This is a genomic window from Mixta sp. (assembly GCF_024610815.1).
Taxonomy (GTDB): domain Bacteria; phylum Pseudomonadota; class Gammaproteobacteria; order Enterobacterales; family Enterobacteriaceae; genus Mixta; species Mixta calida.
Window position 1 is genome coordinate 1 of sequence record NZ_JANION010000236.1, and the last position, 13,347, is coordinate 13,347.

Annotated in this window: 10 protein-coding genes; 3 read left to right on the forward strand and 7 right to left on the reverse strand. The window is 58.9% G+C overall.

Annotated elements, in window-relative coordinates:
• Positions 1-372: 372 nt before the first annotated feature.
• Positions 373-2,517 carry an ornithine decarboxylase gene (locus tag MYY08_RS18060; RefSeq protein ID WP_084970620.1) on the reverse strand — a complete coding sequence of 715 codons (2,145 nt, stop codon included), beginning with the start codon at positions 2,515-2,517 and terminating at the stop codon, positions 373-375.
• A gap of 613 nt (positions 2,518-3,130) precedes the next feature.
• Here MYY08_RS18060 and MYY08_RS18065 point away from each other — a divergent pair.
• Positions 3,131-4,198, forward strand: coding sequence for an alkene reductase (locus tag MYY08_RS18065; RefSeq protein ID WP_038624190.1), 1,068 nt, complete (start codon positions 3,131-3,133; stop codon positions 4,196-4,198).
• A gap of 36 nt (positions 4,199-4,234) precedes the next feature.
• On the opposite strand, the gene MYY08_RS18070 is transcribed toward MYY08_RS18065, so the two are convergent.
• On the reverse strand, positions 4,235-5,551 hold the full coding sequence (locus MYY08_RS18070; RefSeq protein WP_038624189.1) for a PQQ-dependent sugar dehydrogenase: 1,317 nt from the start codon (positions 5,549-5,551) through the stop codon (positions 4,235-4,237).
• A complete protein-coding gene (locus tag MYY08_RS18075) occupies positions 5,548-5,988 on the reverse strand; it encodes a DUF2231 domain-containing protein (protein ID WP_084970622.1) in 441 nt (146 codons plus the stop codon). Before MYY08_RS18075 ends, MYY08_RS18070 begins: the two co-directional genes overlap by 4 nt.
• A gap of 208 nt (positions 5,989-6,196) precedes the next feature.
• Here MYY08_RS18075 and MYY08_RS18080 point away from each other — a divergent pair, with 208 nt between their 5' ends.
• Both MYY08_RS18080 and MYY08_RS18085 read left to right on the forward strand, forming a co-directional pair.
• Entirely contained in the window at positions 6,197-6,985 is a 789-nt protein-coding gene (locus MYY08_RS18080; RefSeq protein ID WP_084970623.1) for a siderophore-interacting protein, read from the forward strand.
• A 77-nt stretch (positions 6,986-7,062) separates the two neighbouring features.
• A complete protein-coding gene (locus MYY08_RS18085) occupies positions 7,063-7,569 on the forward strand; it encodes a PadR family transcriptional regulator (RefSeq protein ID WP_288015265.1) in 507 nt (168 codons plus the stop codon).
• A 110-nt stretch (positions 7,570-7,679) separates the two neighbouring features.
• Here MYY08_RS18085 and MYY08_RS18090 read toward each other — a convergent pair whose 3' ends face one another.
• From MYY08_RS18090 to MYY08_RS18105, 4 genes are all read right to left on the reverse strand, one after another.
• On the reverse strand, positions 7,680-8,780 hold the full coding sequence (locus tag MYY08_RS18090; RefSeq protein WP_038629886.1) for an NADH:flavin oxidoreductase/NADH oxidase: 1,101 nt from the start codon (positions 8,778-8,780) through the stop codon (positions 7,680-7,682).
• A gap of 213 nt (positions 8,781-8,993) precedes the next feature.
• Positions 8,994-10,430 carry a sugar porter family MFS transporter gene (locus tag MYY08_RS18095; protein WP_052133860.1) on the reverse strand — a complete coding sequence of 479 codons (1,437 nt, stop codon included), beginning with the start codon at positions 10,428-10,430 and terminating at the stop codon, positions 8,994-8,996.
• Positions 10,431-10,826: 396 nt separating this feature from the next.
• Positions 10,827-12,230, reverse strand: a complete 1,404-nt coding sequence (locus MYY08_RS18100) for an MFS transporter (protein WP_288015268.1) — start codon at positions 12,228-12,230, stop codon at positions 10,827-10,829.
• An 84-nt stretch (positions 12,231-12,314) separates the two neighbouring features.
• Positions 12,315-13,347, reverse strand: a 1,033-nt coding sequence (locus tag MYY08_RS18105; protein ID WP_288015270.1) for a M20 aminoacylase family protein, incomplete at its 5' end; no start/stop codon positions are given.

A 13,347-nucleotide genomic window follows, 5' to 3' on the forward strand; every position in this document is an offset into this window, starting at 1 on the left:
TATCAGCGGGATTTTTTTTATTTAACACCATGTAAGCGTATTTTAAATCACCAAGCTGCTTTAACTTTCTGTCGAAATAATGCTGAGCGGTGTCGATGATCGCCTGATTTTCTGTGAAAAATAGTGACATCCTTAACCTCAAAATAACGTTATATCTTCCCTAATCTACCCGCAAAGGCAGGGCCCTGTACCTAAGTCTAACTTACAAGCTGGTTCGCTACATCGTAAAGTGTATGAAAGTAAAAGACAAAGATTAAATTTTAAGCAAAAAAAAACCTGACCATTTGAGATCAGGTTGCCATTTGGCCAACACCAGGGAAAATTTATCTAAAAATTATCATACAGTTAACGTTGTGAGGTCAAGGTAATCCCTCAGTCTGTAATGATATATCCATATAACCGTTTTACTCCCCGCTCATCCGTTTCGCTATAAACGCCCTGCAATTCCGGTGAAAAACCAGGCAAAAGATTAAGCCCCTCCTCCAGCGCCAGGAAGTAACGCTGCGCCGCTCCGCCCCAGACTTCTCCTGGCACCACGCACAGCACGCCTGGCGGATAAGGCAGCGCGCCTTCCGCAGCAATGCGCCCTTCCGCCTGCGCAATGGGCACCAGCTCGACGTTGCCGCGAATAAAAGCCTGATTGGCGTCCTGCGGATTCATCTTCACCTGCGGCAGACTCGCCTGTCGGAACATCGCCTTCTGCAAATCTTTTACGCCGTAGCCGACATAAAGATCGTGCATCTCCTGACATAAGCGGCGCAGGCCGTAACCGCGATAGCGCGCCTCATGCTTGCTGTACAACACCGGCAGAACCTCGCTCATCGGCGAATCCGCCTCAATATGCTGTTCGAACCGCACCAGCATCGCCACCAGATGCGCCATTTTCGCGGCGCTTTCCGCGGGAGTCAGCAGAAACAGAATCGAATTCAAATCGCTTTTTTCCGGCACGATGCCGTTTTCACGCAGGAAGTTGGCGAGAATAGCGGCCGGCACGCCAAATTCGCTGTATTCGCCGCTGGCGGCATCAATGCCGGGCGTGGTCAACAACAGCTTACAGGGATCGACGAGGTATTGATCTTCGGCGTAACCCGTAAAGCCATGCCAGCGGTCCTGCGGCGCGAAGCTGAAATAACGCGCGTCGCGCGCAATCTCTGCGGTGGGTGCCGCCTGCCACGGAGCGCCATTAACGCTTTCCGGCACAAAGGGGCGAATCAAACGGCACTGCGTCAGAATCGCCTTACGCGCCTCGATGCCCAGCATAACGCACTCGTGCCACAGCCGACGTCCCGCCTCGCCCTGATGTATTTTGGCATTCACGTCCAGCGCGGCGAACAGCGGATAAAACGGGCTGGTCGACGCATGCAGCATAAAGGCGTTATTCAGCCGCTTGTGGCTACAAAAGCGTTTCTGCCCGCGAATATGGTTATCTTTTTTATGAATCTGCGAGGTTTGCGAAAAACCGGCCTGCTGTTTATGCACCGACTGGGTAACGAAGATGCCCGGATCGTTCGCATTCAGCTCAAGCAGCAGCGGTGAACAGGCTTCCATAATCGGAATAAACTGCTCATAGCCTACCCAGGCGGAATCAAACAGAATGTAATCGCACAGATGGCCGATGCGGTCGATCACCTGCCGGGCGTTATAAACGGTGCCGTCATAGGTGCCCAGCTGGATAATCGCCAGGCGAAACGGCCGCGCTTCGTCGGCGCGTTCCGGCGCGACGGCGCGCAGCTGCTCGCGCAGATATTCCTCATCGAAACAGTGGGCGTCGATGCCGCCGATAAAACCGAAGGGATTGCGCGCCGCTTCCAGATAGACCGGCGTCGCGCCCGCCTGAATCAGCGCGCCGTGATGGTTGGATTTATGGTTATTGCGGTCGAACAGCACCAGATCGCCGCGCGTCAGCAGCGCGTTGGTCACGACTTTATTGGCGCTGGAGGTACCGTTCAGCACGAAATAGGTTTTATCGGCGTTGAACACTTTGGCGGCGAACTTCTGCGCATCCTTCGCCGATCCCTCATGGATCAGCAGATCGCCCAGCCGGACGTCGGCATTGCACATATCGGAACGGAACAGGTTCTCGCCATAGAATGACCAGAATTGCCGCCCCGCCGGATGCTTTTTGAAAAACGCCCCGCCCTGGTGCCCCGGACAGGCGAAGGTGCTGTTATTCATGGCGACATATTTGGTCAGAGTATCGAAAAACGGCGGCAGCAGTCCGGCCTCATACTCCTCCGCAGCCTGCGCCAGCCGCGCCAGCGATTCGGCGCTGCCGTCCAGCAGCCCGGTAACCGGCGGCAGGCTTTCCGCTTCGCTCGCCTGGCTGACTGCCAGGAAAACCGGGAAAGAGAAACCGGTATGGCGCAGCAGCCCCAGTATGCCGCTGCGCGCCTCCGCTACCGAGACGACAACCGCCGCCACATCCGTAAAGTCGGTGCTGTCGAGCGCCACAACGTCGCGTCCGACGGTCAGTGCTGGCGCCAGCGCGGCGCTGGCGGCTATTTTCAGTGGGTTCATAACACAAATCCCCAGGGTCAAGGATGAGTGGGTGCGCAAGGCACGGCAATGGGAATCAGCTTCCCGGCGAAACGTGTCGAAAGGATGCGAAGCAGAACGGGGTTCAGCGGCAACCGATAGACATCAGTAAAACCAGAAGGCCTCTGTTTTTACGCATGTCCAACAGCGGGCTTCGGTTAGCCTCACCGCATGGGAAACTGGCGGGTAATCGGGGAAATGGCGGGAACGCGCCCACGCGGCGACCATCGGCAATGATGGGAACAGCGGCGCAGAGCCTGCATCAATCCGAACATAGCGATAACCTCACGCGTTAAAGCTGGGGGGCGATAAAAAGTGGCCGACATCATGGCACTCTTTGCCGATGAGAACAACCATACAGAATGAATAAAAAATCATTTTTAATAAGAAACATCGTGTAATCATCAGGATGATTAACGCCAGACCTGTTTATTTAAGCGATATATTCCGGGTTTTTATGCACCTAAATCTTCGCTATCTTTTAACACTCTATGCTGCGCCGCCTCTATCCGTCCCTCCGCCGATTGACGCCCTTAGCGTCACTACGCATGATGCAGGTTCGCAGTCCGACACCCACTGAATGGATGAGGTAACTATGGCAAGCTTGTACCAACCGGTAAAAATCGGCGCACTGGCGTTAAAGAACCGTATTGTCATGGCCCCGCTGACGCGTATGCGCGCGGTCGAGGCGCGTACGCCTAACGAGGTGATGCTGAAGTACTATGTGCAGCGCGCCAGCGCCGGCCTGATTGTCACCGAAGCGACCTCGGTAACACCGCAGGGCGTTGGCTATCCCAGCACGCCGGGCATCTGGAGCGAAGAGCAGGTGGCGGGCTGGCGCAAAATTACCGACGCGGTGCATCAGGCCGACGGCAAAATCGTGCTGCAACTCTGGCATGTGGGCCGTGTTTCCGATCCGATACATCTTAATGGCGATCTGCCGGTCGCGCCCAGCGCCATCGCGCCGGAAGGCCATGTGACGCTGGTGCGACCGCAGCGTCCTTACGTCACGCCGCGTGCACTGGAGACCGACGAAATTCCCGGCATCGTGGAAGATTTTCGCCGCGCGGCGGAAAACGCGCGCCAGGCGGGCTTCGACGGCGTTGAGATCCACGCCGCCAACGGCTATCTGATCGATCAGTTCCTGCATGACGGCTCTAACAAACGCAGCGATCGCTACGGCGGCGCTATTGAGAACCGCGCCCGTTTCCTGCTGGAGATAGTGGATGCGGTGCTGACCGTCTGGTCGGCGGATCGCGTCGGCGTGCATCTGAACCTGATGTCCAACGCCTATTCCATGTCCGATTCCAACCCGCAGGCGCTGTTCGGCTACGTGGCGGAGCAGCTCGACGCGCGCCAGCTGGCGTTTATTTTCGCCCGCGAAGCGCTGACTCAGGCGGAGCCGATCGGCCCGCTGGTGCGGGAAAAGTTCAGCGGCGCGTTTATCGCCAACGAAGGCATTACGCGTGAAGAGGCGGAGAAGCTGATTGAAGAGGGCCGGGCGGACGCGGTGAGCTTCGGCAAACTGTTTATCGCCAACCCAGATTTGGTGGAGCGTTTTAAACGGCAGGCGCCGCTAAACGCCGTGGATAACGAGACCATCTATCGGATGGAGCCGCCCTACGAGCGCGGCTATACCGATTATCCCTTCCTGACGGAGTAAGATTTTCCGGCGCGCCGACGGCGCGCCGTCATTTCGCTACGGCGTCCCGGCCGCGGTCACGCGCCAGACGGTATTGCCCGCATCATCCGCAATCAGCACCCCGCCCTGCTTATCCATTGCCAGCCCAACCGGCAGGCCGCGCACCTCTTTCTGATCGTCGGTCAAAAATCCGGTGACAAACGGCTCCGGCTTGCCGACCGGCTTGCCATCCCGGAAGGCGACGAACGAAACGCGATAGCCGTTCAGCGGGGTTCTGTCCCAGCTGCCGTGTTCGCTGATAAAGGCCCCGCCGCGATATTTCTCCGGCAGATTGCTGCCGGTATAGAACAGCAGTCCCAGCGGGGCGACGTGCGAGCTGAGCGCATAGTCAGGCTTGATCGCCTTCGCCACCAGATCGGGGCGCTGCGGCATGACGCGATGGTCGACATGCTGGCCGAAATAACTCCAGGGCCAGCCGTAGAAGCCGCCTTCCTGCACCGACGTCAGATAGTCCGGCACCAGATCGGCGCCGATCTCGTCGCGTTCGTTGACGATCGCCCAAAGCTTGCCGGTTTGCGGCTCCCACTGCAAGCCGGTGGGATTACGCAGGCCGGAAGCGTAGATGCGGCTGCCGCCGGTGGCGGTATCGACTTCCAGCACCGCGGCGCGGCGATACTCTGCATCAAGGCCGTTTTCAGTAATATTGCTGTTAGATCCCACGCCGACATAGAGCTTGCTGCCGTCCGGGCTGGCCAGCAGCGATTTAGTCCAGTGGTGGTTAATGCCGCCCGGCAGATCGGCCAATTCCGTACCGGGATCGGTAATACGCGTCGCGCCCGTTTCATAATGGTAGCGCCTGATGCTGTCGGCGTTGGCGACGTAAAGCGTATCGCCCACCAGCTGTACGCCGAACGGTGAATAGAGATTCTCAAGAAAGATATGCTTTTCCCAGGTTACGCCGTCGCCGCTGGGATTGCGCAGCAGCGTAATGCGGTTGCCCCCTTTGCCGCCCTTGCCGGAGGATTTCTGCACCATTCCCATCACCAGCTGTTTCGGCGCGGTCACCGGCGCGGTGCCGGGACTGTTGGCTTCCACCACCAGCACATCATTATTCGGCAGCACATATACCTGACGCGGATGCATAAAGCCGTCCGCCACTTTCGTGATGCGCAGTCCGCTGGCAACCTTCGGCGTCTCGCCCTGCTTCCAGCTAACGCCCTTCGGCACCTGCATCGGCGGCATCAAGAAGTCCTGCGCCTTCGGCAATACCGGATCGGGCCCCATCTGTTGTTCAGCATCGACAGCAGCCTGTTCATCACAGCCGCTCAGCAACAGCGCGGAAGAGAGCGCCAGCAGTAAAATTGATTTTTTCATCGCGCGACTCCTTCAGCGCTACGCAGGCGCAGAGCAAGCTGAATATTGGCCAGACACAGCAGCGCCACCACCAAAGTAGAGAGGATCACGCCAGCGGGCGCCACCGCATACGCATCGCGGCTGTGCACAAAGGCGTTGAAGATCGCCAGCACAATAGCCAGCAGGTTGGCCCAGAAATGGATTTTCACCGGCGAGGTTTGCGGCCATGAAACGCCGACCCATACCTGCACCAGGTTAATCAGCCGAGGAATAATGGCGATAATCAGGCCGAAAGCGATCAGCCAGCTGGCGCTTTTCGTCCACATCGGGTGAGGACTGTTGAGATAAATAATGTCAAAAATCCATGCGGCGGTGAAAAAGCCGAGCGGGATCGGATTAAGGAATTCATACAGCGCCACAGCAAGCGCAGAGTGGCGTCTGGTCGCATTGGGGTTCATCGGCGGGCTCCTGAAGTAACAAAAAATGACCGGCAACAATGCGCTTGCTGCCGTATCGCTAACCTGAAAAAGATTAGTAAACGTAAAGATTTTCGCGCACTAAACAGGCAAAAATAGTCAAATCCTTCCTGAAAGCGCACAAAAGGATCTTGTGGTTAAGATATATCTTGGATATGTTTCTGCTTTTACTTCAGACGAGACAATCACGATGAGCGCAGACATCACCGCACAGAACTGGCCGCTGCCCACCCGTAAGAAAAACGAGCTGCGGCTGCGTCAGCTCCGCGTGCAGAGCAAGACGCGTATCGGCAGTTTTTACCGCATCGTACTGACCGGCGACGATCTCCAGGGCTTCACCTCCCACAGCTTCGACGATCACATCAAACTCTTTTTTCCTGACGCCGCCAGCGGCGAGCTGAGCCTGCCGGAAGTGGGCGAACAGGGCGTGGTCTGGCCGGAGGGCAAGCGCCCGGCATCGCGCGACTACACTCCGCTGGCGTATGACGCGGCGACCAATCGTTTAACCATCGATTTCTTTATCCATCCGGGCGGCGTGGCGAGCGACTGGGCGGAACGGGCGCAGGAGAACGATCCGCTGGTGATCGGCGGGCCGCGCGGCTCTTTCTGCATGCCGACCGACTACGCCTTCCAGCTCTATCTGTGCGACGAAACGGGCCTGCCTGCGCTGGGACGCCGCCTGGCGGAGCTGCGCGCAGCGCAGGTGGAAGCTGAAGTGCATCTGATGATTATGGCGGACGAAGCGCAGAGCAAAGCCTACCTGCCGCCGCTGGACGGCATCACCTGTCATTTCCTGCCTGCCGGCGATACCGCTATCGCGCACGCCGCGCTGGAGCGACTGCCGATCCCGCCGCAGGGCTATTTTCTCTGGATCACCGGCGAAGGCGATCGGGTAAAAACGCTGCTCGACTACCTGACGGAACAGCGTCAGATTAACGACAGCTACGTGCGCGGCGTTGCCTACTGGCACAGCAAGTAAGCGTCACTTTCCGGTTGCGGCGCGGACCGATCGGGAACGCGCCGTTCCTTATTTATTCTCAAACGTGACGTAAAACGATGAAAGATAAAAACGGTTCCGCCTTTTTTGCCTACAGAAAGCGTAAAGAGCGCCTGCTGGACGCCACCGAGGTGCGCCTGCTGATTTTAACGGTGCTGGCGCAGCGTCCGGCGCACGGCTACGAGATCATCAAGGCGATCGAGGAGCTGTCGCGCGGCGAATATACCCCCAGCCCCAGCCTGGTTTACCCTAACCTGACGCTGATGGAGGAGATGGGCTATATCCAGGCGGTGGCGGAAGAAGGCAACAAGAAAAATCACCTGATCACCGCCGAGGGCGAAGCGCATCTGGCGCAGCAGCAGCCGCAGCTGGAGGCGGTAATGGCGCGTCTGGCGTCGTTGGCGGTGCTGGCTAACAATCGCAGCCAGCCGGAAGTGCAGCGCGCGATCCATAATATGAAGATGGCGCTGAACACCCGCCTGGCCGATGAAAACCTTTCGCAGCAGGCGCTCTACGCCATTGTCGATGTGCTGGACGAGGCGGCGAAAAAGATCGAGCGCAGCTGAGGGCGTGGCGCTGAGTTTTGCGGACGGCCGTACGCAATAAAAACGGCCTCCGTGGGGAGGCCGTAGAAAAAGCGTTGAAGCGGGCCCGCCGACGGCAGGCCCGAAAGCGATTACTCGCTGGTGCGGTAGCGCTCCAGCCAGTGCGCATACGGCGCAGGCAGCACCCAGGCGGCCTTCTCTTCTTTCAGCGCCAGCGCGGCCTGATACGGCCAGTGCGGGTTCGCCAGGTGCGCGCGGCCCACCATCACCAGGTCCAGCTGTTGCTCTTCCACGGTGCGGTTAGCAATAGCCGGCGCATCGATGCCCCAGGCGGAAGCGACCGGAATCTGCGCTTCCCGGCGCACGCGCTCGGCGATCGGCGCAAGGAACGCCGGGCCCCACGGAATATTGGCGTCCGGGGTGGAGAAGCCGATGCTGACGCTCAGCAGATCCAGGCCGTTAGCGCGCATCTGACGGGTCACTTCAATCGATTCCGCCAGCGTTTCCTCGTCGCGGCCATCATATTCGATGACGCCAAAACGCGCGGTCAGCGGCAGGTTTTCCGGCCAGACGTGACGCACGGCTTCCAGCGTTTCCAGCATAAAGCGGCTGCGGCCAGCGAGGTCGCCGCCGTACTGATCCTGACGTTGGTTAGCCTGCACCGAGAAGAAGCTCTGCGCCAGGTAGCCGTGCGCAAAGTGCAGCTCCAGCCATTCAAAACCGGCGTCGCGGGCGCGACGGGCGGCGGTAGCGAAATCTTCACGTACGCGGGCGATATCGTCCAGCGTCATCGCTTTCGGCACCTGCGGCAGATTTGCGCCGAAGGCGACGGCGGACGGCGCGATGGTTTCCCAGCCGCGACCGTCGTCAGCGGCGATATGGTCGTCGCCTTCCCACGGACGGTTAGCGCTGGCTTTGCGTCCGGCATGGGCGATCTGAATGCCCGGCACCGCGCCCGCCGCTTTGATATCACGCGCAATCTGCGCCAGTTTCTCCGCCTGCTCATCGTTCCAGATGCCGAGGCAGCCGGGAGTGATGCGCCCTTCCGGCGATACCGCCGTGGCTTCGACGATCACCAGTCCCGCGCCGCCGCGCGCCAGGCCGCTATAGTGTACGCGATGCCATTCGTTGCTCAGGCCGTCGGTGGCGGTGTACTGGCACATAGGCGGCACCGCGATGCGGTTGCGCAGCGTGACGTCTTTTAAAGAGAACGGTGAAAATAAACCTGACATGTTAACCCCTTCGTTCAGGAAGAAAGAATAGAGCAGAGCCGATCCTGACCGGCTCTGAACGATAACCGGCAGCTCAACGCTGCCGGTTATACCGCCGTCCGCGACGAGGTTTTCTTTAAACCCCCTGTCGCGTTGGCATCTTGTCGCCTGACGCAGCGCGTTCGCGCTGGTTATCAGGTCCAAAGCAGGCTGATAATAGCCCGCCCGCCGTTTTTAAACTTCGCCGTATTTGCTGCGCATCATATTTTCGATCTCCTCCAGGCTCTTGCCGCGCGTCTCCGGCAGCATAAAGAAAACGAAAATGAAGGAGCCGATATTCAGCAGCACAAACAGGAAAAAGGTCTGATTGCCGATGACGCTCAGCAGCAGCGGGAAAGCAAACGCGACCGTCGCGTTGCAGATCCACTGGAAGCAGACCGCGGTGCCCGCCAGCGCGCCGCGAATCTTCATCGGGAACAGCTCGGACATCAGCAGCCAGTAAACCGGCGAAATGCACATCTGCATAAAGAACAGGAACACCAGAATGCACGCCAGCGCCAGATAGCTCTGCGTCAGGTTCTGCGGCAGCAGCGTCAGGGTCAGGCCCAGCGCTATCTGCGTCAGAATCACGATGCTCAGTCCGGTCATCAGCATATGACGACGGCTGAAGCGGCTGACCGCCCAGATGCCCACCAGCGTGGCGAGCACTGACACGATGCCGTTGCCGATGGTGGCGGCGATCGAGGCGTTAGTGCCCATGCCGGTAGTTTTCAGAATGATCGGCGTGTAGTACATAAAGGCGTTAACACCGGTAAACTGCGCCACAAAGCCCAGTCCGCAGCCTGTCAGCAGCACGCGAATCACCCAGCGCTCTTTCAGCAGCGCTTTCACCGACGGTCCCTTACGCGCCAGCCGTTCCTGCTTGCGCATCTCCGCCATCTCTTTGCGCACCTCGCGCGGCGTTTCGCGCAGCTTTTTCAGTACCTTCAGCGCCTCGGTGAAGCGCCCTTCCGACACCAGCCAGTGCGGCGAAGCGGGCACGAAGAAGGTGCCGATAAACAGCAGAATGCCCGGCACCATCGCCAGCGCCAGCATATAGCGCCAGATATGCGGATCGTGCAGCGTATAGCTCATGATGGTGCTGACGACATAGGCAAGCAGCTGCCCGCTGACGATCATCAATTCATTGCGGCTTACCAGCGGCGCGCGGCGCTTTGGTCCGGCAATCTCGGCGATAAACACCGGCACGGTGGAGGAACCGCCGCCGACGGCGATCCCCAGCACAAAGCGCATGGCAATCATGGTGGACACGGTCGGCGCCACGGCGGTGCCCAGCGCGCCGGCGATAAACAGCAGCGCCAGACTACGCAGCGTCATGCGACGGCCGAAGCGGTCGGAGAAAAACCCGCTCAGAAAGGAGCCGATCGCTGCGCCGAAAATCAGCGACGAGGCGACCAGGCCTTCGGTAAAGGAGTTCAGCCCCAGCCCACCCTGCGACGGCGCGGCGGACATAAAGGGCAATGATCCAGAAATAATGCCGGTATCGTAGCCAAAGGCGAGCGCGCCCATGGTCGCCACCAGCACCACGATAAAGATGCGTTGTCTGACGGTATCTTTGGTTAGCGTTTCCGCCTCTGCGACGGCAGGTTGTTCAGTTGGATAGTCGGCCATATTGCTCCCTGTTATTAGTTTTGTAATGATTTATTCAGGACTTCCCATTGATTTATAAGGGCTTTCTCCAGCTAAACGGCAAAAGGTAAAGATAAGTTTAGACAGCCTTCGCTGAAATCGCCTGTTTACGTGATGAAAGTCACAATAAAAAGGGTTACAGAAGAGCCACCGCGTTCTGAACGGCAAAGGTATGTAGGCTGAAAAAAGGAACGCTGGCGTTTATGCCAGCGTGTAAAAGAGTGGACAGAAAAAGGCGCGCCCGCAATGCTCATCGCACCGGGAAAATATTAATGAGTCGTTCTTGTCAGTCTCCCGCCGCGCCGCCTCCGGCTGCTGATTAAAAATTTTCACGCTTTCGCGCAGCCGCGCGGCGAGAGGCCGTCGCCCTAACTCACCTCAGGCTTGCTTCGCCTGACGCGGCACCATCAGCGCAATCGCCAGGAAAGCGAGCACGCAGAACAACACGTTCACCAGCAGGCCGACGCTAGCGGCGGCCGCCACGCCCTGCGGCAGCATTGCCACGTAGGCGGAAGCGGAAATCGCAATCCCAAAGGCGCCGCCCAGCGAGCTGGCCATTTTATAAATGCCGGACGCCACGCCGATTTTATCTTCCGGCGCGCTGGAGATGGCGGTATCGGTGGAGGGCGTGGCGTAAAAGCCCAGCCCCAGCCCAAACAGGATATAGCCGATCAGCACCGCCGCCACGTAGACGCCGTCGGGCAGGCGCGTGAACGCCATCAGCGCCACGCCGACGCCGGTGATCGCCGTGCCCCACAGCATCGGCCTGCGCGCGCCTGTCTTTTGCAGCAGTTTCTCACCTACCCGAATCATACTCAGCACCGCGATCAGATAGCCGATGGTCAACATGCCGGACTGAAAAGCGCTGAAGCCGCGCCCCTGCTGAACATAGACGCTGGCGACGATCAGCGTGCCGGCGACGGCGTTCAGCAGGAAATTAGAGAGCGCCGCGCCGCTGTAGGCGCGGTGTTTAAACAGCGCGAAATCGATAAAGCTGGCGCTTTTTTTACGACGCGCGCCGGTGAAAAACAGCAGCGCCGCCAACACAAAAACCGCGCCGGGGATCAGCACCACGCTGCTCAGCCAGCCGAACGCGCTGCCTTTAGTGATAGTCCAGTTCAGGCAGATCAGCATCACCACAAAGGTGAACAAACCGAAGTAGTCGAACCGGTTTCCCTGCGTTGCGGCGACTTTGCTTTCCGGCGTGCCGCGGATCAGCAGCATGCCGGTCAGCGCGCAGAGAATCGATAAAATAAACACCCATTTCCAGCCCCAGTAAGTCGCAATCGCCCCGCCCGCCAGCGAGCAGAGGCCGGAGCCGCCCCAGGAACCAATCGACCAGTAGCTCAGCGCCCGCTGCCGCGCTTCATCCTGATAGTAGGCTTTAATCAGCGACAGCGTGGCGGGCATAATACAGGCGGCCGACAGCCCCTGGATAATGCGCCCCACGGCGAACAACAGGGTATTTTGCGAAATAATCAGGCAGAGGCAGCCGATAATACTCAACAGCAGGCCAAGCTGAGTCATTTTCACCCGGCCAAAACGATCGGCGAAGCCGCCCGCCACCACAATAAAACAGCCGGAAAAGAGTCCCGTCAGGCTTATCGCTAAATTGAGCGACTCCAGCGGAATCGCCACCTCCTGCTGAATCGCCGGTACGATATTCACTACCGACTGGGCAAAAAGCCAAAAGGTCAGCACGCCGGCGATAATACCGAGAATAAGCCGACCGCTTCCCTGAAATGCGGCAGGTGCCGCAGCGTTGATCTCTGTGGCGGACATAATGACTCCCTTCATCATTGTTGTTGCGCGGCCGGTTCTCTTCCGGCGGAAATGCCTGTAAAGCAGCCGCGTTGCGCAAAACCGTTATTTTAAAAAGCGTTCGGCAAGATAGCTGAAAAAGATCGCGCCGGGGGCGATCAGTTCATCGTTAAAATCGTAACCGGGATGATGCACCATACAGCGTTCCGGCTCGTCGCCAGCGCCGAGAAACAGATAACCGCCGCGGGGGTTCTGCTCCAGCATAAAGGCGAAATCTTCGCTGCCCATCACCGGCGCGGCATCGGCGCAGACCTTCTCCGCGCCGAACAGATCGCGCGCCACCTCAACGGCGAACGCCGTCGCATCGGCATCGTTGACCAGCGCCGGACAGCCGTTGACGTGCTCGATGTTGACTTCGGCGCCCATGCTTTGCGCCTGGCCAAGGGCAATCTCCCGAATACGCTGCAACAGCCGCTGCCGCACGTTGTTGTCCAGCGCGCGTACGCTCAACTTCAGCAGCGCGCTGGCGTTGATAATATTGGGCGCTTCGCCGGAACAGAGGCTGCCAACCGTCACCACCGCCTGATCAAACGGCGAAACGTTGCGCGAAACGATGGTTTGCAGCGCCAGCACGATCTGGCAGGCCACCAGCGTGGCGTCGGTGGTTTTTTCCGGGAAGCCGCCGTGCCCGCCTTTACCGACCACCTCAATATGCAGCGTGTCGGCGGAGGCCAGCATGGCGCCGGTACGGGTATGGATGTGTCCTTTTTTAATGCCCGGCATATTATGCAGTGCGTAAATGGCGTCGCAGGGGAACTGGCGGAACAGTCCATCTTCCAGCATTAGCCGCCCGCCGTAGAGCAGCTCCTCGCCCGGCTGGAAAATCAAATGCAGCGTGCCGTTGAAGCGGCGACTACGCGCCAGATATTCGGCGGCGCACAGCAGCGTTGCGGTATGTCCGTCATGACCGCAGCCATGAAATTTATTTTCTGTGCTGCTACGCCACGGCTTGTCGTTCTGCTCGCGCATCGGCAACGCATCCATGTCGGCGCGCAGCCCCAGCGTTTTTTCGCCGCTGCCGACGCGCAGGGTACCGACCACGCCCGTTTTCGCCATACCCCGATGCACTTCATAACCC

What these genes read in the sequence shown, in the direction of transcription:
- MYY08_RS18095 (WP_052133860.1), bottom strand. Translation starts at nt 10,430, where the DNA reads ATGGCCGACTATCCAACTGAACAACCTGCCGTCGCAGAGGCGGAAACG.
- MYY08_RS18080 (WP_084970623.1), top strand. Translation starts at nt 6,197, where the DNA reads ATGAGCGCAGACATCACCGCACAGAACTGGCCGCTGCCCACCCGTAAG.
- MYY08_RS18065 (WP_038624190.1), top strand. Translation starts at nt 3,131, where the DNA reads ATGGCAAGCTTGTACCAACCGGTAAAAATCGGCGCACTGGCGTTAAAG.
- MYY08_RS18090 (WP_038629886.1), bottom strand. Translation starts at nt 8,780, where the DNA reads ATGTCAGGTTTATTTTCACCGTTCTCTTTAAAAGACGTCACGCTGCGC.
- MYY08_RS18085 (WP_288015265.1), top strand. Translation starts at nt 7,063, where the DNA reads ATGAAAGATAAAAACGGTTCCGCCTTTTTTGCCTACAGAAAGCGTAAA.
- MYY08_RS18070 (WP_038624189.1), bottom strand. Translation starts at nt 5,551, where the DNA reads ATGAAAAAATCAATTTTACTGCTGGCGCTCTCTTCCGCGCTGTTGCTG.
- MYY08_RS18100 (WP_288015268.1), bottom strand. Translation starts at nt 12,230, where the DNA reads ATGTCCGCCACAGAGATCAACGCTGCGGCACCTGCCGCATTTCAGGGA.
- MYY08_RS18075 (WP_084970622.1), bottom strand. Translation starts at nt 5,988, where the DNA reads ATGAACCCCAATGCGACCAGACGCCACTCTGCGCTTGCTGTGGCGCTG.
- MYY08_RS18060 (WP_084970620.1), bottom strand. Translation starts at nt 2,517, where the DNA reads ATGAACCCACTGAAAATAGCCGCCAGCGCCGCGCTGGCGCCAGCACTG.